The 21,552-nt window shown below is 40.1% G+C and carries 20 protein-coding genes; 11 read left to right on the forward strand and 9 right to left on the reverse strand.

All coding sequences use genetic code 11. The features are described 5' to 3' along the window. Nucleotides 1-7: 7 nt before the first annotated feature. Nucleotides 8-958, forward strand: coding sequence for a siderophore ABC transporter substrate-binding protein (locus F991_RS09115; RefSeq protein WP_004670718.1), 951 nt, complete (start codon nt 8-10; stop codon nt 956-958). A 44-nt stretch (nt 959-1,002) separates the two neighbouring features. Here the strand turns inward: F991_RS09115 and F991_RS09120 are convergent, their stop codons facing one another. After that, complete coding sequence (locus F991_RS09120) at nt 1,003-2,223, reverse strand: MFS transporter (protein ID WP_004670719.1); 1,221 nt, start codon at nt 2,221-2,223, stop codon at nt 1,003-1,005. 230 nt (nt 2,224-2,453) lie between these two features. On the opposite strand from F991_RS09120, the gene F991_RS09125 reads away from it, so the two are divergent. Then, nucleotides 2,454-3,245, forward strand: a complete 792-nt coding sequence (locus F991_RS09125) for a DUF4198 domain-containing protein (RefSeq protein WP_212749355.1) — start codon at nt 2,454-2,456, stop codon at nt 3,243-3,245. A gap of 74 nt (nt 3,246-3,319) precedes the next feature. Here the strand turns inward: F991_RS09125 and F991_RS09130 are convergent, their stop codons facing one another. Continuing rightward, nucleotides 3,320-3,994, reverse strand: coding sequence for an epoxyqueuosine reductase QueH (locus F991_RS09130; protein WP_004670721.1), 675 nt, complete (start codon nt 3,992-3,994; stop codon nt 3,320-3,322). Nucleotides 3,995-4,283: 289 nt separating this feature from the next. Between F991_RS09130 and F991_RS09135 the strand changes: the two genes are divergently transcribed. Further along, nucleotides 4,284-5,204 carry a LysR family transcriptional regulator gene (locus F991_RS09135; RefSeq protein WP_004670723.1) on the forward strand — a complete coding sequence of 307 codons (921 nt, stop codon included), beginning with the start codon at nt 4,284-4,286 and terminating at the stop codon, nt 5,202-5,204. A 94-nt stretch (nt 5,205-5,298) separates the two neighbouring features. Here the strand turns inward: F991_RS09135 and F991_RS09140 are convergent, their stop codons facing one another. Further along, nucleotides 5,299-5,754: a DUF441 domain-containing protein gene (locus F991_RS09140; RefSeq protein WP_004670724.1), complete on the reverse strand. Its 456-nt coding sequence runs from the start codon at nt 5,752-5,754 to the stop codon at nt 5,299-5,301. A gap of 116 nt (nt 5,755-5,870) precedes the next feature. Continuing rightward, nucleotides 5,871-6,326 (reverse strand): Rrf2 family transcriptional regulator, encoded by a 456-nt coding sequence (locus F991_RS09145; protein WP_004670725.1) that lies wholly within the window; start codon nt 6,324-6,326, stop codon nt 5,871-5,873. Nucleotides 6,327-6,433: 107 nt separating this feature from the next. On the opposite strand from F991_RS09145, the gene F991_RS09150 reads away from it, so the two are divergent. After that, nucleotides 6,434-7,312 (forward strand): NAD(P)/FAD-dependent oxidoreductase, encoded by an 879-nt coding sequence (locus F991_RS09150; RefSeq protein ID WP_004670726.1) that lies wholly within the window; start codon nt 6,434-6,436, stop codon nt 7,310-7,312. 61 nt (nt 7,313-7,373) lie between these two features. Here F991_RS09150 and F991_RS09155 read toward each other — a convergent pair whose 3' ends face one another. After that, the gene (locus F991_RS09155; protein WP_004670727.1) at nt 7,374-8,234 is read right to left on the reverse strand and encodes a hypothetical protein; all 861 of its coding nucleotides are present in this window, start codon (nt 8,232-8,234) and stop codon (nt 7,374-7,376) included. Between the two features lie 451 nt (nt 8,235-8,685). Between F991_RS09155 and F991_RS09160 the strand changes: the two genes are divergently transcribed. After that, complete coding sequence (locus F991_RS09160) at nt 8,686-9,246, forward strand: TetR/AcrR family transcriptional regulator (protein WP_004670728.1); 561 nt, start codon at nt 8,686-8,688, stop codon at nt 9,244-9,246. Nucleotides 9,247-9,342: 96 nt separating this feature from the next. Here F991_RS09160 and F991_RS09165 read toward each other — a convergent pair whose 3' ends face one another. Further along, entirely contained in the window at nt 9,343-10,122 is a 780-nt protein-coding gene (locus F991_RS09165) for a ferredoxin--NADP reductase (protein ID WP_004670729.1), read from the reverse strand. 100 nt (nt 10,123-10,222) lie between these two features. Between F991_RS09165 and tsaA the strand changes: the two genes are divergently transcribed. Both tsaA and F991_RS09175 read left to right on the forward strand, forming a co-directional pair. Beyond that, nucleotides 10,223-10,963 (forward strand): tRNA (N6-threonylcarbamoyladenosine(37)-N6)-methyltransferase TrmO, encoded by a 741-nt coding sequence (tsaA, locus tag F991_RS09170; RefSeq protein WP_051064205.1) that lies wholly within the window; start codon nt 10,223-10,225, stop codon nt 10,961-10,963. Nucleotides 10,964-11,006: 43 nt separating this feature from the next. Beyond that, complete coding sequence (locus F991_RS09175; protein ID WP_004670731.1) at nt 11,007-12,785, forward strand: type IV pilus assembly ATPase TfpB; 1,779 nt, start codon at nt 11,007-11,009, stop codon at nt 12,783-12,785. Between the two features lie 83 nt (nt 12,786-12,868). On the opposite strand, the gene hemP is transcribed toward F991_RS09175, so the two are convergent. Then, a complete protein-coding gene (gene hemP, locus F991_RS09180) occupies nt 12,869-13,039 on the reverse strand; it encodes a hemin uptake protein HemP (RefSeq protein ID WP_004670732.1) in 171 nt (56 codons plus the stop codon). Nucleotides 13,040-13,216: 177 nt separating this feature from the next. Here hemP and F991_RS09185 point away from each other — a divergent pair, with 177 nt between their 5' ends. After that, entirely contained in the window at nt 13,217-14,131 is a 915-nt protein-coding gene (locus tag F991_RS09185; protein WP_004670733.1) for a thiamine phosphate synthase, read from the forward strand. An 8-nt stretch (nt 14,132-14,139) separates the two neighbouring features. Here F991_RS09185 and F991_RS09190 read toward each other — a convergent pair whose 3' ends face one another. Beyond that, nucleotides 14,140-14,700: a tetratricopeptide repeat protein gene (locus F991_RS09190; protein ID WP_004670734.1), complete on the reverse strand. Its 561-nt coding sequence runs from the start codon at nt 14,698-14,700 to the stop codon at nt 14,140-14,142. 19 nt (nt 14,701-14,719) lie between these two features. Then, nucleotides 14,720-17,119 (reverse strand): penicillin-binding protein 1B, encoded by a 2,400-nt coding sequence (mrcB, locus tag F991_RS09195; RefSeq protein WP_004670735.1) that lies wholly within the window; start codon nt 17,117-17,119, stop codon nt 14,720-14,722. A 231-nt stretch (nt 17,120-17,350) separates the two neighbouring features. On the opposite strand from mrcB, the gene F991_RS09200 reads away from it, so the two are divergent. The 3 genes from F991_RS09200 (at nt 17,351) to F991_RS09210 (ending at nt 21,552) form a co-directional block, all read left to right on the forward strand. Next, the gene (locus tag F991_RS09200) at nt 17,351-18,259 is read left to right on the forward strand and encodes an NAD(+) kinase (RefSeq protein ID WP_004670736.1); all 909 of its coding nucleotides are present in this window, start codon (nt 17,351-17,353) and stop codon (nt 18,257-18,259) included. Further along, entirely contained in the window at nt 18,256-18,528 is a 273-nt protein-coding gene (locus F991_RS09205; RefSeq protein WP_004670737.1) for a YeaC family protein, read from the forward strand. The genes F991_RS09200 and F991_RS09205 overlap by 4 nt, the downstream gene beginning before the upstream one ends. Nucleotides 18,529-18,771: 243 nt before the next feature. Continuing rightward, nucleotides 18,772-21,552, forward strand: a complete 2,781-nt coding sequence (locus F991_RS09210; protein ID WP_004670738.1) for a type VI secretion system Vgr family protein — start codon at nt 18,772-18,774, stop codon at nt 21,550-21,552.

Genomic DNA, 21,552 nt, shown 5'->3' on the forward strand with positions numbered 1-21,552 from the left:
GTTCGTTATGCTGTTCAAAAAGACGTTGCCGATCATGATGTTGAGTGCAGTATTGGCTGCATGTGGTCATTCAAATGAACCTTCTGCGGCACAGGAAGGAAAAACTAATACACATGAGATGATGAGTTTTAGCAGTAAAGCGGGTCAGATTTCGATTCCATCCACTTTGTCACGTATTGCTGTATTAGATACCAACGCCCTGAATACCATTCATGCACTTGGGGCAGATGACAAAGTGGTTGCTTTACCCAAAGGTACGCCGTTACCTGCGGTGCTACAAAACTTTAGTGATGGTCAATATCTGGATGTTGGCACAGTAAAAGAGCCAAATCTGGAAAAAATTGCGGGTAGTCAGCCTGAGTTGATCTTGATGAGTGGGCGTATGGAAAATCTGGTGAATCAGATTAAACAAATTGCACCAACTTATTTTGTAGATGTGGATTATAACGATCAGTTTAATTCGTTTAAACAACAAACCTTGAATATTGCAGAAATGGTCGGCAAGAAACCTGAGGCAGAGCAACAATTAAAAACCTTGGAGCAAGACATTGCAGCATTAAAAGCAAAAACCAAAGGTAAAACTGCATTGGTGATCTTGGTGAATAATAGCAAGATTGCTGCCTATGGTTCAGGTTCACGGTTTGGTAATATCCATGATTTATACGGTTTTACCCCAGCAGATGCTTCGATTAAAGTGGGCTTGCATGGGATGGCCATTTCCCACGAGTTCATTGCCCAGAAAGATCCAGACTATTTATTCGTAATTGATCGTGGTGCTGCAATCACGGGCAATCAAGAGGGTGCAAAACGTGTGTTAAATAACAATATTGTCAATCAATCCAAAGCGGCCAAAAATGGCAATATTGTTTATTTGGATTCGAGCAACTGGTATTTAATGAATAATGGTTTGGGTGGTATGCAGGCGATGTTAAAAGAAGTAGCTGATGTTGTGAAATAACATTTAGTGATGACGCCTTGTATTCTATTGAGAAGAATCTGTCGTTAAGCAACGACAGATTCTTTTTTATCAGTGTATTTTGCATAAGCCAAGGCGATTAATAAAATCACTAAACCGCCTAAACTGAGTACGAACCCCACCCAAATCGGTGCTAACCAACCCATATTATGGCTCAGTACCCATCCACCTAAAAAAGCGCCTAATGCATTGGCTAGGTTGAAGGCTGAGTGATTCAACGATGCAGCTAATGTTTGTGCATCACCTGCAATATCCATTAAATGCGTTTGTAAGGCACTGCCTAAACCAATCACCGTAAAACCAATCAAAAATAAGGCTGCGATAGCCGTATATAGATTTGCCATCATAAAACTGGCGAGCACGAAGGTGAGTGCGGAACTGATTAAAATCCCAATCATGGTTTTAAACAAATGCCGATCTGCGAGCCAACCAGCAACCAAGCCACCAATCACCATACCCACGCCCCAGATCGCCAATGCAATTGGAACAACGGAAATATCGGCATGTGTATATTCAGTGAGGATTGGGGAGACGTAACTATAAACGGAAAACATGCCGCCAAAACCAATCGCACCAACTGCTAGGGTGAGCCACATATTGATATTTTTTAAGCCTTTCAATTCTGCTCGAATACTTGCCGTTTTTTGTGGGCGAATATTGGGCACAAAAAGTCCGATGCCGATCAAGGTAATAAAGGCAATGACAGCAGAAAATTCAAAACCAGTTTTCCAGCCGAATTGTTGACCAAGCCATGTTGCGATGGGTACACCAATCACATTGGCAATGGTTAAACCCATCATCACTTGGGCAATAGCAATCGCACGACGTTGCTTACCTGCTAACTCGGCTGCGACTAGCGCAGCAACACCAAAGTAAGCACCATGTGGAAAACCAGCAATAAAACGTGAAACGAGCATGGTCTCTGATGTGGTTGCGAACGCTGTAGCTGCATTTGCCAAACCGTAAAATAGCATTAAACCCAGCAATAAGGTTTTACGTGGGACTTTAGCGCCTAAGATCGCAATAATGGGTGCACCAACCATCACGCCGAGCGCATAAGCACTGATGAAATAACCTGCATGGGGAACACTAACATTTAAATCTGTGGCTATTTCTTGGATCAGTCCCATTGCAACAAATTCAGTTGTACCAATACAAAAACTACCAATCGCGAGTGAAAAAATCACCAGAAATAAAGAATAGTTTTTTGACGGGGAAGAAAGAGAGGGAGAGCTTGGGGAAGACATACGATCTCGAAACATATAAAGCGACGATATTATATCGAGCAGATCACAGAAATGTGAAAAAGAACACAAATTTTATATATGCAACCTAAGATTGAAATAGCAGATCAAGATAGTAATACTAAATCTTTATGATAATTATTTTCATTTATGTATAATGCATTTCATAGACTAATTGGCTGAACCACTATACTTAATCAATGAGTATGTGGATGAATGGATGGGAAACAACTGTGAAAAAATTATTGATTGCGTCGTTGGCTTTAATCTCAGGTTATAGTGCTGCACACGAGCCTTATGTTGCACCTGTTGCATATCAAACGACAAATACGCAAGTCGCGATTTTAGCAGGTTATGCTGAAGAAGCCTTGAACAGTGAATATGCGCTAAAAAGTCCTAAGTTTGAAATCACAAATCCAAAACAAGTTAAAAGTACGATAGAGCCAGATTCGAAACTTGGTTCTACTACAGTATTTGATTTGAAATTACCTGAAGCGGGTACTTATAGCGTACAAACCAAAGCAAGCTATCCATTGAAGTATGTGCAAGACCAAAAAGAATGGAAATTATTTTTTGATTTAGCGGAAGACAAAGCACCAGCAAAAGCTGAACGGGATTATCTGATTCCTGCTGATTTAAAAGGCAAGAAAATTGCCCCAGTTGAAGTGACGCGTGAATGGTCATTATTTACCTATATCACAAAAGAGAAAAGTTCACCTGTACAGTCAACTGCAGCGCCGATTCAAGTTGAGTTTTTAACTCATCCAAATGAGTTAAAAGCGAATCAGACGATGAAAGTGAAGATTGCAAAAGCGAATCAGCCTTTAGCAAATGCTGAAGTTGTGCTTCGCGCTAAAGGTGCAACGGACGAACAAGCGAAAACCATAAAAGCAAATACAGATGGTACAGTGGATTTAGTTTTCCCAAGTGCAGGGGAATATTTAGTCGAAGTTACAGAGTCGGTTGATAGCAAGAAAAAACCAAGTAATCAGTTCTATAGCATTATTAGTTTGTCTGTAAATTAAGAAATGGAAAGGCTAATCTTTAGAATGGATTAGCCTTTTTTTAGTTAAACTTTTCCCGCTTTTCGTTTTATTCATCAAGTTGATTCATTGTGTTCATCATCCATCGCGTTGCTATAGAATTTTACGCCGAGTTTGATGCGATCGCGTCCATTGCCCATACGCCAGCGATTGGTATCTCTGAGTGAATAAACACAGCCACAGTACTCTTGCTGATAGAATTCTTCACGTTTACTGACTTCCAGCATCCTGACAGCACCACCGTTTTTACGCCAGTTATAGTCCCAATATTGCATTTCTGGATAATGAGATGCGGCTCGAAGACCACAGTCGTTAATTTGCTGCATATTCTTCCAACGCGAAATACCCAACGAACTACTAATTAAGCCAAAGCCATGTTCATGGGCATACAATGCAGTTCTTTCAAAGCGCATATCAAAACACATGGTGCAGCGAATGCCTTTCTCAGGTTCGTCTTCCATACCTTTGGCGCGTGCAAACCAATTGTCGGTATCGTAGTCACAGTCAATAAACGGAATATTATGCTTTTCTGCAAAACGAATATTTTCTTCTTTACGAATCAAATATTCTTTGACTGGATGGATGTTGGGATTATAAAAAAAGATCGAAAAGGCGATACCAGATTCGATTAATGTTTCCATGACTTCACCTGAACAAGGTGCGCAGCATGAATGTAATAATAATTTATCGTGACCTTCAGGCAGTGTAAGCTTTTTGCGTTCAAGAGACATGGCAAACAAAGATAAATAAGTGAATAATCTCCTATTGTAAAAGCTTTCTGATCGTCTTGAATTTGAATTAAGTGAAATATTCTCAGGTTGAACTGAATTTTTCTAATTAAAAATACGCTTGAAGGTTTCGGATAGCTCAGTATATGCGCTTGAATCGACAGAATATGCGTTCAACTTTTTAAGATTATTAAAATTCATTTTACCTAAGAATAATGAGGTAAAATTCATGTTGAGACAAGCTCATTAATTCCATGTTAAGATGAATTAAATTCAATTTTTGGTTCGTATCGTGCTAGAACTTCGTCATTTAAAAACACTGACTGCTTTAAGAGAGCATGGTTCATTGGTTGCAGCCGCTGCAGATTTATGTCTTACGCCTTCGGCAATTTCGCATCAACTCAAAGAGCTTGATCACTGGTATGGTATTGAAGTGGTCAATCGCCGTAGCCGCCCAGTGACCTTTTCTAATGTTGGAGAACGCTTGCTCAAACTTGCAGATGATGTATTGCCGCAGGTGCAAATTACCCAAACCGATATTGCACGTATCGTACATGGGCAAACAGGGCGGATCATCTTCTCATCTGAGTGTCATAGTTGTTTTGATTGGTTGATGCCTTTGTTAAATCAATATCGTCACCAATATCCTGATGTTGACTTGGATTTTGCCGCAGGCTTTGAATCAAACCCACATGAATTACTCCAAAATGCAGAATTTGATTTATTGATTACGGCAGATCCGATTGTACTCAAGGGGATCGCGTATTTCCCAATCTTTGAATATGAGTCACGCTTGGTGTTATCTAACACACATCCTTTTGTTCGCGCAGAACATGTATCTGTACAAGATTTGGCAGAAGAAACCTTGATCACTTATCCTGTCGATAAACATCGTTTGGACATCATGGCGCATTTGTTTATTCCTGAAAATATTCAACCGAAACATATTCGAACTACCGATTTGACGCAGATGTTAATTCAGCTCGTTGCCAGTGGGCGAGGGATCGCGGCTTTGCCTGATTGGGTGGTTAATGAATATGAGCAAAAGGGTTGGGTGGTCAGTCGTCGTTTGGATTGCGTTTCACCTCAAGGGCTAAGACGTACCTTATATGCTGGCTATCGTTCTGAAGACAAAGAAAAGAATTATTTTGAGGGCTTTTTAAAGCAGCTAGAAAAATTTTCGCAGAAGCGAGCTGTTTATTATGAAAAATAGTTAAAACAAGCGTCTGTTGAATAGGTAGTGAATGAAATTAATTTCTGAACTACCCCTTAGACTGTTTTCTATCAAAATGGATGTACGACGAAGATTAAGATTTCCCAATAAAAACAGATAAAATCCCTGCGGCGATAAGTGGACCAACAGGAACGCCTCTCAGTAACGCAACACCAGCGACAGTTCCGATCAATAAGCCTGCAATGACATCGGGTTGGCTGGTCATGAGTTTCATGCCACGGCCTCCCAGCCATGCAACCAATAGTCCGATAGCAATGGCGATTAAAGACTTCACACTGATAAAAGACTTTAAAATATTTTCGCCACTTATTTTCCCGCTGGCGATAGGCGCAAGCACGCCGATAGTGAGAATAATAATTCCAATGTTTAAGCCATGTTGTTGGATATAAGGGAAAAATTGTTCTAACGGTGTGAGTTTTACCAGTATCAGTACCCCAGTTGCTATCGTCACCGCAGTATTATGACTAAAAACACCAACAGCGAGTAAGATGAGCAGAACCAATAGATTGATATCGAGTTGTGAAAACATATCGCCGTCATTTATAAATAAAGTTGAATTGTATCGCAATTTATCAGGCTGCTCTTTAATAAATTACATGATCGCAAAGTAAGCGAATCCTGTGAAAAACCTTGAATATGCCGTTATTAAGATTTTACTGCATGGTGGTCGTGCATTTTTGCTTGATAAAGTTGATCAAACTCGTATGCAAGGTCAGCAAGTGTCGTTGCTTTTAATTTTGCTAAAAGAATATTTTGTGCCTGTTGCATTGCATCTTCTAAGGCTGCATTTACAACACGTTCGACACCACACTCTGGATTTTGTCTTTCATTACCCATAGCAAAAATTGTTGGCTCACCCACTGCATTATAAATATCTAGTAAAGTAATTTTCTCTAAATCGGCGATAAGATGCCAACCACCCTTAGGTCCTTTTTCTGATTGGATAAAACCAGCGGTTTTCAATCCAGCCATCGTGCGTCTAACGACCACTGCATTGGTTGATAGCATATTGGCGATCTCTTCCGAAGTAAAAATTTTATTCTGTCTGGCCAAGTGAAGCAGTACATGAAGCATACGAGAAAGCTTGCTGTCGATACGCATAAGATAAAAAATCAAATGTTGAAATGAATTATTAATGTAACATTAAAAGTTGCAAATATAAATGAAAAGTATTAATGTAACTTTAAAAGTTACTTAATGGTGTTGAAATGAATTATGATGTTGCAATCATTGGAGGGAGTTATGCGGGCTTAGCGGCAGCGTTACCTTTAGGACGAGCGAGAAGAGGTGTTGTGGTCATCGATGCAGGGCAGCGTAGAAATCGTTTTGCAGATCATTCACATGGATTTCTCACGCAAGATGGTACTGCAGCGAGTGAAATAGCTCAGATCGGAAAGCAACAATTACTTCAGTATAAAACTGTAGATTGGATGGATGGATTCGTCAAACGGATTGAACGGAAAGAAGATAACTTCCATCTTTGTATTGATGGAACAGATGCAGTCAGCGCTAAAAAGATCATTGTAGCAACAGGTGTGAAAGATCAACTACCTGAAATCAAAGGACTTGCGGAGCGTTGGGGTAAAAGTATTTTTCATTGTCCTTATTGTCATGGCTATGAACTCAACCAAGGACGTATTGGTCTTATTGCCAGCTCAGAAAACGCTGTGCACATGGCGATGATGTTGCCTGAATGGGGGAGTGTGACTTTCTTTTTAAATGGACAAAAAATCGAGGCAGAAATACAAGCACAACTTATTGAGCGCGGTGTCATTATTGAACAACGAATCATTAAGGAAATCGTGGGACAAAGTGAGATTATTCTTGAAAATGAAGAGCATCTTTCAATGGATGGTATTTTTGTCACAACTCAATGTTTAATTTCACAAGACTGGATAGCACATTTAGGCTGTGAAATAGAAAAAAATGTAATGGGTGAGGTGATTAAGACCAATGCGCTAAAAGAAACATCCGTGGCTGGTGTTTTTGCCTGCGGGGATGTAGCACGATTGGGTGGTTCTGTATCACTTGCTGTTGGGGATGGAACAATGGCGGGTGTGGCAGCACACCGATCACTGATATTTTAATTAAAATTTAAAGGTCATTTTCCATGAAAAATATGGAGATGACCTTTGATTGATTTTATATTTAAGCTAACTTTCTGTTTGCTTCATATTGATAGCTCACAATTTGTTCATCCCAAAATTGTTGCCATAAATCACAGTACTCAAAACAAATTTTACGAATAGATGCATAGTCGGCTTCAGTACATGCTTGAGCAAGGACAAACCATAAATCATCTTCGTGATCATCGTCTGCGGCTTCAGATGTCGCATCATGCGATACACCATGCACATGATAATATCCGCTGCTCACATCAAAGCCAACCGAATGGGTTGCTTGACGAAGCGCCGGACTAAATAAAATCACTTCTTCTTCTGCCACAGCCAACAGTGCAGTAACTGAACGATAGCAATGAAAGGAGTTTTCTAAATAAGCACGAACTTTTTGTGCGATGATTGAAGGTAAATAGTTATAGCGTTCCGCTTGAGTTAATTCAAAATCATCAAGGACGTCTTCAAATAATGGATAATGTGCATATTCTGGATTTCCAGAATAATATTCATCTTTATCGAGTGCAGGGCGGAAACCAAACTCATCTAATATATTAAGATTTAATAAAAAACGAGGGTACATTTTGGAACCAGATAATAATCGAGGTTCTAATTGTTTTGTTTGGAATTGCGCCATCAGCAAAGCATCGGTAAATACCTGTACGATTGCATGGCGATATTCTAAATGAATGTGTTTTAAGGTCTCCTTATCAATTAAACCGTCATTTAGAAGTTGGATTGCGGGGTGTTTAGATACTGGATGATTTGAAATTTCTGCTCTTAATGTCTTCAGAAAATTCACATTGTTGTTCCATGCATCGGCAGAAATACTATTTTTCATTCCGTCTATAGCTTTCTGTCTAGGGTTGTCAAAGTTTTCAAATTTTTTTGGCATAGTTTTTTACTCAATGAATTAATAAATATTATTGCTTTTCCAATGGTATAGTTCGATTTTTTTGGTTGCTTATGAATATAACTATTGGTCCAACCAAAGATATTTTTATTGGATAAATTAAATATAAGATGAATTTTTTGTGAAATCAATTTTTTCAATAAGCTAAATAATCACAATTTAGATTGATAATTAATCAAAATTGCACTAAAAGGTGAATTAATGCACAATATATTTTAATTTTTTTAGAAATAGAAAGATTTTTTTACAAATCAGCTTGTTTATAACCTCATTTTTGCTTAATTTATAAGAGAGATAATAAGGAAAAACCTATATTTTCTGTAATGATCTTAAAATAATATGAAAAAGCATGGTTGCCAGAATTGTCCAGCTTATAAACCATGCCTAAATAATACATTAATTTTTTTTAAAGAATTCTAAAAAGGATAATAAAATGTCAAAAAAAGAAGATATTATTGCAACGGCTCTAAACCTATTTAATCGTCATAGTTTCAGTTCGGTAGGCGTAGATCGAATTATTGCTGAGTCCAACGTTGCAAAAATGACGTTCTATAAATACTTTCCTTCCAAAGAAAATTTGATCGAGGAGTGTTTATCACGAAGAAATAAAAGTATTCAAGAAGCGATTGAGCAAGAAATTAACTTACTCAAAGAAGATGATTACTTGGGTAAAATTAAAGCGGTCTATTTTTGGCACTTAGGTTGGTTCAATTCTGATGATTTTCATGGATGTATGTTTCAAAAAGCATCCCTGGAAATCTTACAACAATACCCATCCATTATTGGTCCAATTGTAGCGTATAGAGAGTGGTTGATGGGATTGCTTGAGGATTTGTTCGAAAAAGCCAAAGTCTTTCAACCTCATGTGCTTACATCGATGTATGTCAATATCTTAGATGGTATGACTGCCTATGCAAAAGTGACCAAAGATCACAGCGAAATTGAAGAGTGTTGGTATTATATTGAACGACTGATTACTTTGGATGCAGCCTAAGTCATCATTTTTAACTGAATTTTTATTTTTCATGGATTTAAGCTAAATAAAAAAACCGAGTCAATTGACTCGGTTTTTTTAGATCTCATCTGAAAATTACTTCTCAACAAATGCGCGTTCAATCACATAATCGCCCATAACACCCATACGTGGTGATTCGACTAAACCATGCTGATCAAGTAGCGCAGCCACATCTTTTAGGAAAGCTGGGCTACCACAAAGCATGGCACGGTCAGTTTCACGATTAAAACGAGGTAAACCAATTTTCTCAAACAGTTCACCAGTCTCAATCGCTGTTGTTACACGACCTTGAGTGCGGAACGGTTCGCGCGTTACAGTTGGGTAGTAAATCAATTTATCTTTGATGCCTAACTCTTCAAAGAACTCGTGATTCGGAAGTTCATTTAGGATTAAGTCTTGGTAAGCAAGTTCTGAAATATAACGTGTACCATGTACCATGATCACTTTCTCAAACTTTTCGTAAGTTTCTGGATCACGAAGCAGAGAAAGGAATGGCGCAAGTCCAGTACCAGAAGATAAAAGATATAAATTTTTACCTGGTAACAAATCGTCGTGTACTAAAGTACCTGTCGGTTTTTTAGAAATCAGGATTTCATCGCCCACTTGTACTTTTTGTAAGATCGAGGTGAGTGGACCATCTTGTACTTTAATTGAGAAGAATTCTAACTCTTCTTCATAATTCGCACTTGCGATCGAATAAGCACGCATTAAAGGCTTACCATTCACTTCAAGTCCGATCATCACGAACTGACCATTTTTAAAACGTAGGCTCGTATCGCGTGTTGTTTTAAAGCTGAAAAGAGTGTCATTCCAGTGGTGAACATGAGTAATGCGTTCAACGTTAAAAGCAGCCATTAAAGGTCTCGATCACATATAAAAGAAACAGATTGCTATTCTAATCTAAAATCATTCTCGATAAACTGAATATATTTAATTGTGTTTATCAGAAAAAGTGATGAGTAACTCTGTAATGATGCCGATAATCGGTTATATGCATTCTCCTTATCGTGAGAAATTTGGCATCCCAAGGCAGCCGAACTTGGTGCAAATCGAGTCGTACATAGAGATGGTTGAACCTTATAATGAGATTTTGGCATTTGAGGGCATAGATGACTTTAGTCATTTGTGGTTGCTGTGGCAGTTTCATGAGAATAAACAAAATGATAGTGCTCCGAATCAAAAGGCTAAATTTCGTGCACAAGTCCGTCCACCGCGTCTCGGGGGCAACCAAAAAATAGGTGTTTTTGCGACCAGAAGTATGTATCGGCCATCGCCAATCGGTTTGTCTGTGGTTCGTTTTCTTCGTGTTGAAAAGTACGGCAAAGTGATTCGTTTATACGTCACAGGTAGTGATTTATTACATGGCACCCCAATTTTTGATATTAAACCTTATATTCAATATTCAGATGCAATTGAAGAATCGCTCAGTGGTTATGCACAAGATGAGCCGATCCGTAAGGATGTCATTTGGGCAGAAACTGCTTCGCTACAGCAAAAACAACTGTTAAATCAGACGATTCTAGATAAAAAGATATTGGATGAACTTGAACAAGTGTTATCTTTAGATCCTCGTCCAGCGTATCAAGAAGATACTGAGCGGGTGTATGGGATGTGTTTCGCTCACTTGAATATTCGTTTTACAGTCGATGAAAAGAATGTCACAGTGGTGAGTGTAGAGCAGTCCAATATAATTTAATTTAAAAATATAAATGATTCATAAATTTGGGGAAATTACGGTCATGCAAGCTGAGGCAAAATTTACGAACTTTTCTTTTACGATTGATGTGACTTGGTGCTTAGAGCAACTGCAAAAAGATGGTCGTATTACTGAACGAGATAAGTTGTTAATCCAAACCACACATCGTCAAAAAGAACAATTGAAATGGCATCCCTTACAATGGATTGCCAATTTTAATTTAAAAGATCAGTTAAATCCTGCTGCAACGCTAACTCTGCATCGTTTGTGTCAGTGGTTGGCGGAAAAAGCGGCTTTGCCCATGTTTGTGATTGATCCTTTAAAAGCGGATGTTGCTGCTTTAACCAGTGTGATGTCGCAAGAGTTCGCTGTTAGAAATCATATTTTGGCTGTTGAAGTACATGCTGATCGTATTTTGATTGGTACGGATCAGCCCTTTACATCGGAATGGGAAAATAACTTACAGCGTAGTTTGGCGCCTAAAAAGATTGAGCGAGTTTTATTAAATCCTGAACAGTTACAACGATATTTACACGAATATTATCAAGTCAGTCGTGCTGTAAATTCGTCACAAAATACCAGCGCTTTTGATCGTGATAATAAAGGCGTAGAGGCGCTATTACAGTTAGGGGATACGCAAACTCCTGATGCGAATGATCAACATATTGTCAAGCTGGTGGATTGGGTGTTGCAGTTTGCTTTTGAACAAGGGGCAAGTGATATTCACTTAGAACCAAGAAAAGACAAAGGCAAAGTGCGTTTTCGTATCGATGGTGTTTTGCACACCATTTATAATATGCCTGCAAATACACTGACTGCCGTGATTTCACGTATCAAAATCTTAGGGCGAATGAATGTCGCGGAAAAAAGAAAACCTCAAGATGGCCGTTTAAAAACACGGACACCAAAAGGGCAAGAAACAGAACTCCGTCTTTCAACTTTGCCTACTGCATTTGGCGAAAAGTTGGTGATGCGGATTTTTGATCCCGAAGTCTTGGTTCGCAGTTTTCAGCAATTGGGTTTTGAGGGGCATTTATTACAAAGTTGGCAGCAACTCACGCAGCACAGTCACGGTATTATCTTGGTGACGGGGCCGACGGGCTCAGGTAAAACCACGACACTTTATTCCTCTTTAAAACAACTGGCAACAGAACAAGTCAACGTATGTACCATTGAAGACCCGATTGAAATGCTTGAACCGAGCTTTAACCAAATGCAGGTAAATCCCAATATTGAACTGGGCTTTGCTGACGGGGTTCGCGCCCTAATGCGACAAGATCCCGATATTATTATGGTCGGGGAAATTCGTGACCATGATACCGCCAATATGGCAATTCAAGCTGCATTGACAGGGCATTTGGTATTATCAACACTACATACCAATGATGCACCATCAAGCTTAACCCGCTTACATGATTTGGGTGTGCAGCCATTCTTAACCGCGGCCACGATTCTTGGTGTGCTTGCACAGCGTTTAGTGCGTCAACTGTGTCCACACTGCAAACAAGAAACCGCAATCAATGAGCAGGAATGGGAACACTTAACATTCGACTATATTATGGATATGCCAGCGACCATGTATAAAGCTGTCGGTTGTGAGGTATGCCGCCAGACTGGCTATAAAGGGCGAGTGGGTATTTATGAGTTTATGCCTGTAAGTTTGGAGTTGAAAACACAGATTAGTGCAAATGGCACATTAAATGATTTGAAAGCTCAAGCGAAAAAAGAAGGGGTTGAACCTTTAAGAATCGCGGGGGCACGCAAAGTCATAGAGGGTGTAACGACTTTAGAGGAAGTGCTGAGAGTTGTTCCTTTAAATTAATACTATTATTTCAAGCAAAAAAAAGCAGTACGCGCTGACATACTGCTATTCCCACGTTTTTTTATTCTCTGATTTTTATTATATTACTTGGTTAAAATCAGGCGATTGTTTCGAGTCAAGCGTAAGCGGTATTCTTCTCCAGCATGCATGATGCGTATTTCTCGTCCTAAGGCAAAAAGGTTGTTCGAATGCAGCATTGGCAATGATTGTGCTGAATCTGTGCTGCGTGTAAAAAGGCTGAATGGTGCGTTCATTTGTTATACTCCGTGGTATGTCTTTTAATGTTTTAAATGATAATCATTATCGAATAAGCCTGTCAACGTAAATTTTTGACTATTTACAAAATCATTTATTATTTTTATTTTGCAAGTGTGAAAGGCTTAATAAATTACTTAAAATTGCTGCATATAGATGAGGAATATAAGACTTTGATGTCAAAGAATACAGTTGATGTTGCGATCGCAATTTTATTACATAGGTCAAAAGTGTTGGTGGGATGGCGACAGGCAAATCAACATCAAGGCAATAAACATGAGTTCCCTGGTGGTAAAGTTGAAGCGGGTGAAACACCTGAGCAAGCGTGTCGTCGTGAAATATACGAAGAAGTTGGTATAGGCATAAAAAACTGGCATGTTTTTGATGTGATACGACATGAATATGATGATGTGATTGTTCATTTACATTTATTTCATGCTTATGTTCCTGATGAGCTGCTTGATCTGATACACCACCAACCATGGACTTGGTATAGTCGAGATCAGTTAGCAGAGCTTAACTTTCCTAAAGCGAATACGCAGATTCTTCAAAGGTTAATGTGGCCGAACCTGATTAAAGTCAGTTCGGAACTTATGGCGCTGCCTGAAAGTGATTGTTTGTTGTATTGGCGTATACAGCCGCAAGATGTTGATCAAATCGAAGCGCAATTATTGGCTTTATCGGATGAGCAACTTGCAAAATTAATCCTTAACTTTGATATTTGGCAGCAGTTGGATGCCGTCATTCAAACTAAAATACAAACGATTCATCTAAAACAATCACAATTATTGAGTTTAAAAAAAGCTGAATTACCTGTCGGAAAGCGTTTGATTGCTGCTTGTCACGATGCGGTGTCTTTACAACATGCTCAACAAATTGGTTGTGATGCGGTGTTCTTAAGCGCTGTAAATTCAACGGATACGCACCCCGATGCGAAAGTGTTAGGGTGGAGTGGTTTTGAGCAGTTAGCCAAAAATAGTGATATTCCAGTGTTTGCTTTAGGTGGTGTTGCGCCCGAAGATTTAGAAAAAGCCCAAAAACATAATGCTTATGGGCTTGCTGGAATTCGCCAGTTTGAATCAATAAATTGAATCGCTGCTTAAAGCGCCTGAATCGCTCTTCTCGCTTCTTGTGCTTTAACGGGGTGGTTACGTGCTTCACTCGCACGCAGCACGATTAACCAGAGTTGCTTCTTCATGCTATTGCTTTGAGCATAACTTAAACCACGGCGAGCTAGTGCCTCTGCATTGGCATACTGTTTACGCTGATCCGCGATTAATCCTAAATATAAATAGGTTTCCGCAGCTTGTGGTGCGATGCGTTGCGCTTGAAGTGCAAAACGTTCTGCATCGGCAAATTGCTTTTGCTTATACGCTGTTTGGGTTTTTTGCATTAGCGTTCTAAAAGCCGGTAGCTGAGAGCCGTCATTACTAAATTTTTGTTGAACTTTCTGTTCAGGCACAACGATAACTGGAACAGTTTGTCGTTTAATCTCTTTTTGCTCATAAGGCGTGATTTTGACGCCAGAAGAAGGTGGCGTAACCTTCTTCTGGCTATCAGTTGCCTTCGCCGGTGGTGTTTGAGGTGCTGGGCGCTCTGGTGTTGTCGTACAACCAGTGAGTACCAGTATCCCAATAGCAAACGTTGCTTTCTTAATCATGTCCAATCATCCTTTTAGATTAGTTCTCACCGTTATAACTACCGCTAGAAATAACGCGTGTAGAGGTGTGATTGGATAAGTCAGTATCCATTTGGTTTTCAGTCTCACGAATATAATTACTGATGCTGTCATCATCAGTTGTTCCATCATTTTGAGGCATATAGGTCGGCTCAACTTCGTAATGCGATTGACCACATAGTGTTGCACGGCGTGGTACAGTTTGACGAAGCAGTGGAATATACATCGCACCTTCACAGCCTTGAGCAGATAAATCACCACTGGTACGATCAATCCATTGCCATTGTACATTGTCAGTTTGACGCAAGTTGACAGGTTCTTGGCGAAGTTGTTTCATGACATTGGTCCAAACTGGCAATGCACCTGAAGAACCTGTTAAGCCCGTTACTTTGTTATCGTCTAGACCTAACCATACAACCGCAACATGATTGCCTGAATAACCTGCAAACCAAGAGTCTCGGGTATCGTTTGTGGTACCTGATTTGCCTGCAAGATTTAATGATTCAGGTAAGCTACTGTAGGCCGATCTGCCTGTACCTGAACGCATCACTTGTTGTAGACCATAGTTTAAAATATACGCGGCAGCTGGGTCGATGGTTTGTTGAACATTTAAACCATAACGGTCGAGTAAACGTCCTTGCGCATCAACCACAGTACGGATAGAGCGTGGTGGATATTTGAAACCACCCGTTGCAAAGTTACCATAAATGCCAAGCACTTCCATCGGTGACATATTGACTGCCCCTAAATAAATCGATGGATATGCTGGGATATCTGAGCTGACACCAAATTGCTTTAACTTATTGCTAAATGTCGATAGACCAAACTCATTTGCTAAGCGCACGGTAGAGAGGTTATACGAATTTGCCAAGGCTTGTTGCATTGGCACAATTCCATTTTCATTACCACTATAGTTCTTTGGTGACCAACCTTTACCGCCATCAATCGGAATATTTACCGCAGTATCTTCAATCGGACTCGCCCAAGTATAGCGACCAGATTCAATGGCATTGAGATAAATGACGGGTTTCAAGAGTGAACCCACCTGACGTTTCGCATCAAGTGTCCGGTTAAAACCTGTAAAATCCTGTGTTGAACCCACTGCTGCAATCAGTTCACCATTTTCAGGGTGTGCCACTAAAACAGCGCCTTGCAAATTCTTCAAACGTGCTGGGTTTCTTTGTGCTAAACGCTCGACCGAATTTTTAAACACGTTTTGAACTTTGGTTTGTGCAATTGGGTCTAAGGTGGTGAAAATTCTTAAACCTTGATTAGTGATATCACTTTCTTGATATTCAGTTCGCAATTGACGACGTACAATATCGAGGAAATCAGGGAATTTTGCAGGCCCAATCGTAGGTTTACTAATTACATTTAAAGGACGGGCGATTTCGTCTTGATATTCAGATTCTGTTAGATAACCCATGACCAACATGTTATTTAACACGACATCACGACGTTTTTTTGCATTTTCAGGGTTGCGCCAAGGGTTATATAACGATGGACCTTGTACTAGACCAACCAAGAACGCTTGTTGTGAAATATTAAGCTCACGTAATGGCAAGCCAAAATAAAATTGTGAAGCGAGACCATAGCCATTAATTGAATAATTGCCATTTTGACCTAAATTTACTTCGTTCAGATAGGTTTCAAGAATTTCATTTTTGCTGTAGTGAAACTCAATTAATAAAGCCATCAGGGCTTCATTTACTTTACGTTTAAGGGTTTTTTCAGGGGAAAGATAAAAGTTCTTTACCAATTGTTGCGTTAAAGTCGAACCACCTTGGCGTCGACCTCCTGTCGCATTACTGACCAGAGCACGAGCTGTTCCTCTGACAGAAACACCATGATGGTTGTAAAAGTTACGATCTTCCGTCGAAATCAATGCTTCGATTAATGTTTTTGGTACTTTATCTAATTTGATCAGTACGCGATCTTCATTGTGTTGCGGATAAATACCGCCGATCAATAGTGGTTCTAAACGAGCGATCCCTGTACTTGAGGGTTTAGTAGAACGAATATCTCCAACACGATCACTTGAGAAACCAATTTCTAGTACCTGTTCAGGTTCAGTACTGTCACCATAGTCAAAACCACGGGTATGCACATACATTTGGTTGCCTTGTGTAACATAGCTACCTGATTTTTCATAGTTTGACGTGTTTTTATAACCCAGTAATTTCAATTCTTGGATGAAATTTTCTTGAGTAATAGGTGCATTCGCATAAATTTCTAATGGGCGAGCAAAAACCTTAGCAGGGATGTCCCAGCGCTGGCCTTCAAACTTATTGCGAATAATACTATCCAAGCGAATCAGATAGATGCTAAAGGCAACAAAAATACCAATCACTAAAATTGAAAAAATTAGTGTTATAAAACCAATACCACGTTCACACTTCATAGATTTGCGTTAAAACCAAAACAATGGGGGTAATGATGCGATAGCTTATCAGTAATTTGCAATCATAAAACTGTGAATAAATAGCAACATGCAATAAAAAATTCAGAAACTATTGATATTCATCGTATAAAAATAAGCAATAGACATTTTTATACTTTTTAATCAATCATCAACGCAACATTGATTGTTAGTGATATGATAGGCAGGAATCGCAGCGGAGCCAAATTTTTCGTGCAAATTTCACATAAATCCTTTCGAAATATTGGTCTAATTGGGCGACCAGATAAATATTCTGTTGTAGAAACGTTATGTTTAATCCATGATCATTTGATCACTTTGGGTTTAAATCCTGTTTTTGATCAGGAAACATCTAAACTTGTACCTTATAGCCATGGACAGACCGTAAGCCGCAACCTACTTGGTGAGGTGGTCGATTTAGTGATCGTAGTGGGTGGAGATGGGTCGCTGTTACATGCTGCTCGTGCACTCGTTCGACATAATACGCCAGTCATTGGGATTAACCGTGGTCGATTAGGCTTCTTAACTGATATCAAACCTGCTGAAGCGATTTTTAAACTTGATCAAGTTCTACAAGGTCAATTTCAATTAGATCGCCGTTTTTTATTGGAAATGGAAGTTCGTACCAACGGTGAAACGATTTATGATGCGATTGCATTAAATGATGTAGTTTTGCATTCTGGCAAATCGGTTCACATGATTGATTTTGAGCTAAATATCGATGGACAATATGTCTATCGTCAGCACAGTGATGGTTTAATTGTTGCGACCCCTACAGGTTCAACTGCATATTCGCTTTCAGGTGGCGGACCAATTGTACATCCGAGTATGGATGCAATTGCTTTAGTACCGATGCACCCGCATACATTATCCTCTCGCCCCATCGTTGTCGGTGGACAAAGTGAGATTAAAATCGTTATTCGAGAAAATCGTGTTTTACCAATGGTGAGCGCCGATGGTCAACACAGTGTTGCACTAAATGTTGGGGATAGTGTGCATATTCGAAAACATCCGTTTAAACTTAGCTTATTACACCCGCCCGGTTATGACTTTTATATGGCATGTCGTACCAAATTGGGGTGGAACCAAGACTTTGAATCTTTTCAGCAGGACGACTCATGAATATTGAACAAATGCTCGCTATTTTAAATCCTGAGATTGTTGAGCGTCTAAGAACTGCCGTTGAAATTGGTAAATGGCCAAATGGTATTGCTTTGACCAAAGAGCAGCGCGAAATTTGTATGCAAGCTGTTTATGCGTGGGAAATGGAAAACCTTCCAGAAGAGCAGCGTAGTGGTTATATCGATCGTGGTACAAAAGAAGAAGGTGAGGAGTGTGATGATGACCATCACAAAAATGAACCTGAGTTTAAACCGATTCGATTTGTGTAAACCGATTGCCTAAAAAAATGCTCCTAAATATTTAGGAGCATTTTTTATTGTTCTTTAAACTTATTAACGATATTTAGAGATTGTGAACAATTTCTTTATCGTCTGTATCAATGAATAATGGCTAAAACATAAAATTGCAATAAAATGAGACAAAATTTGTCACAAATAGACGAAACTGTCTGAGCATGTGGTTAATTTTTTCTGTAAAATGCGCGTCAAGTTTAAAAGAACTCAATAAAAAGTATGCTTAACACGATTCAGTTTGCTTTAGAACAACTTGGCTTAACCGCACAGAAACGCGCGATTCATATTCAATTTGCCAATCAAGCGCTCAACACAGAAGTGTTCCTACAAAAAATACAAGGTCAGCATGCTATTAATCAGGGCGTAACTGCGGAACTGATTTGCCTATCAACCAACGCCACTATCCCACTAAAACAATTCATTGGTTGCCAAGTCGCCGTTGATCAAGTGACTGACACAGGCACTTTATTTAGAACCACAGGCATCATTACCGAAGCTGTGCAAGGACAATCTGATGGAAGTTTGACCTTATATAAACTCAAACTCCAAGATGTCACTGCACTGTGGCATAAACGCCGAAATTCTCGCGTGTTTATGAATAAAACCGTACTGGATATTGCTCAAACGATTTTCAAAGAATGGCAACAACGCAGTCCCTTATTCGCATCCAGTCTCACGCTTGATATCAGCGGCGTAACACAAGACTACGACATCCGACCCTTTGTGATGCAAGCCAATGAAAGCGATTACGATTTCATTAGCCGCTTACTCAGAAGCGAAGGCATTAACTGGCTCATCGACGAAGCCCAACTCACTGTTGCAAACAGCAATAGCCCGATCCAAGCACAAAAACTGCGTTTAATTGACGATAACAACCAATACCAAGCCTTAAATCGAAGAACGATTCGCTACCACCGCAGCAGTGCCACCGAACAATACGACAGCATGACTAGTCTGATTGCTGAACGCTCTCTACAACCAACGGCCGTGCATATCCAACGCTGGCAAGCCGATGCACTAGAACAAGAAGACGGTGCAGGCAGCGTCCAAAGCAAACATCAACATAGCGGACAACACGACAACGCCAGTCTAGGACTCGAAGATGCATGGCACTTCACCCCAGCATGGATGCAAGACCTCAAAGGCGAAGATGGCGCAACTGCATCAGGCAACAACCAAATTGAAAAACTCAATCAAAACTTCGGTCATTACCACGATGCCCAAGCCAAACAATTTATTGCCCATACCACAGTACGCGATAGCCAAGTGGGCTACTGGTTTAAACTGAACGAACACCCAGAGATTGACCAACACAGCGGATCAGACCAAGAATTTCTGATCACTGCTAAAAACTACTACAACCAAAACAACTTGCCCAAAGACTTAAACCAACAAATCCAAAGCCTGATCACTCAAAGCCAATGGCAAAATAACAACATAAACTCAAATATAAACCCAGCAGAACGCCAAGCCAACCAACTGACGCTACAACGTCGCAGCATCAAAACCGTACCCGAATACCAACCCCTACAACACCGCCCAGCAGCCCATCCACAACGCGCTAAAGTGGTTGGACCCGCAGGTGAAGAAATCCATGTCGATGAATGGGGCAGAATTAAAGTCCGCTTCCTGTTTACCCGAAATGATGACCACAGTCATGATGGTGGTGCAGGTAGCAACGACAACGATACCGACTCGGCATGGGTCGATGTATTAACCCCATGGGCAGGCGAAGGCTATGGTGCACGCTTCCTGCCACGCATTGGCGAAATCGTGGTCATCGACTTCTTTGATGGCAACATCGATCGCCCCTATGTCACAGGACGACTGCACGAAGCACAACGCAGCCCGACTAAATTCGATGACCAAGGACAACTGCCCGACACTAAGAAACTGGCAGGGATTAAATCCAAAGAATACCAAGGCTCAGGTTATAACCAACTGCGCTTTGACGACACCACAGGACAGATCAGCGCTCAACTGCAAAGCAGCCATGCATCAAGTCAACTCAATCTCGGTAAACTCAGCCACCCTAAAGCCCAAGCAGAAAGCGAAGATCGAGGCGAAGGCTTTGAACTACGCACTGACCAATGGGGTGCGATTCGAGCAGGCGAAGGCTTACTGATCACCACCCATACACAAGACCAAGCTGAAGGCGATCATCTCGAAGCCCAAACAGCCAAACAACAACTAGAAGGCAACCAGAACAATGCCAAAGCCTTGAGTGAAGTGGCAAAAAACCAACAGACTGATGAACTCGAAGCTTTAGAACAACTCAAAGCATTTGCAGAAGAGATTCAACAAGACATTGCCAAATTTAACAAAGCTTTATTACTACTCAGCTCGCCAAATGGGATTGGATTGAGTACATCAGAGGACATACACCTTTCTGCGGATGGGCAATTGAACCAATTTGCAGGGGATAGCATTAACCTGACCACGCAAAAGAATTTGATCGCCCAAGCCAGTCAAAAGATTAGTCTATTTACAGCACAAGGTGGGATTAAACAAGTTGCAGCAAAAGGTAAGTTTGAGCTACAGGCACAAGATGATGGGGCTGACTTCATTGCTCGTAAAGATATACAAATCATTTCGACTGAAGATGCCATCTATATCACCAGTCCAAAGGAGATTGTATTTAAAGCGGATAGTTCAGAGCTTAAGCTGAATGATTCAGGGATATTTCCAACTACAGGTGGCAAGTTTGAGGTGAAAGCTGGGCAGCATTTGTTTATGGGTGGACAAGCTGCGGGCGTAAATATTAAAGGTTTACCAGCTTTAGAGATCTTTGATGAGCAGTTTTCACTGAAATTGCCTTCAGGTGAACCTTTCAAGGAAATTGATTACAAACTCACTTCAGGTGATGACTCTTTTATGGCTCTAACGAATAAAAAAGGATGGACCAAACGTATTCATTCACCGCAAGAAAAAGAGCTTAAATTAGATTTAAACTGGATAAATTTACAAGTCGATCCCGACACGACAGAAGATCAGGAGTAG

It is taken from the genome of Acinetobacter sp. CIP-A165, assembly GCF_000367985.1.
Lineage (GTDB): Bacteria > Pseudomonadota > Gammaproteobacteria > Pseudomonadales > Moraxellaceae > Acinetobacter.

Coding starts and splice junctions, on each gene's coding strand:
- F991_RS09190 (WP_004670734.1), bottom strand. CDS start 14,700: ATGATTAAGAAAGCAACGTTTGCTATTGGGATACTGGTACTCACTGGT.
- hemP (WP_004670732.1), bottom strand. CDS start 13,039: ATGAACGCACCATTCAGCCTTTTTACACGCAGCACAGATTCAGCACAA.
- F991_RS09185 (WP_004670733.1), top strand. CDS start 13,217: ATGTCAAAGAATACAGTTGATGTTGCGATCGCAATTTTATTACATAGG.
- F991_RS09175 (WP_004670731.1), top strand. CDS start 11,007: ATGCAAGCTGAGGCAAAATTTACGAACTTTTCTTTTACGATTGATGTG.
- F991_RS09140 (WP_004670724.1), bottom strand. CDS start 5,754: ATGTTTTCACAACTCGATATCAATCTATTGGTTCTGCTCATCTTACTC.
- F991_RS09165 (WP_004670729.1), bottom strand. CDS start 10,122: ATGGCTGCTTTTAACGTTGAACGCATTACTCATGTTCACCACTGGAAT.
- F991_RS09130 (WP_004670721.1), bottom strand. CDS start 3,994: ATGTCTCTTGAACGCAAAAAGCTTACACTGCCTGAAGGTCACGATAAA.
- F991_RS09210 (WP_004670738.1), top strand. CDS start 18,772: ATGCTTAACACGATTCAGTTTGCTTTAGAACAACTTGGCTTAACCGCA.
- F991_RS09160 (WP_004670728.1), top strand. CDS start 8,686: ATGTCAAAAAAAGAAGATATTATTGCAACGGCTCTAAACCTATTTAAT.
- F991_RS09145 (WP_004670725.1), bottom strand. CDS start 6,326: ATGCGTATCGACAGCAAGCTTTCTCGTATGCTTCATGTACTGCTTCAC.
- F991_RS09120 (WP_004670719.1), bottom strand. CDS start 2,223: ATGTCTTCCCCAAGCTCTCCCTCTCTTTCTTCCCCGTCAAAAAACTAT.
- mrcB (WP_004670735.1), bottom strand. CDS start 17,119: ATGAAGTGTGAACGTGGTATTGGTTTTATAACACTAATTTTTTCAATT.
- F991_RS09205 (WP_004670737.1), top strand. CDS start 18,256: ATGAATATTGAACAAATGCTCGCTATTTTAAATCCTGAGATTGTTGAG.
- tsaA (WP_051064205.1), top strand. CDS start 10,223: ATGAGTAACTCTGTAATGATGCCGATAATCGGTTATATGCATTCTCCT.
- F991_RS09155 (WP_004670727.1), bottom strand. CDS start 8,234: ATGCCAAAAAAATTTGAAAACTTTGACAACCCTAGACAGAAAGCTATA.
- F991_RS09150 (WP_004670726.1), top strand. CDS start 6,434: ATGAATTATGATGTTGCAATCATTGGAGGGAGTTATGCGGGCTTAGCG.
- F991_RS09115 (WP_004670718.1), top strand. CDS start 8: ATGCTGTTCAAAAAGACGTTGCCGATCATGATGTTGAGTGCAGTATTG.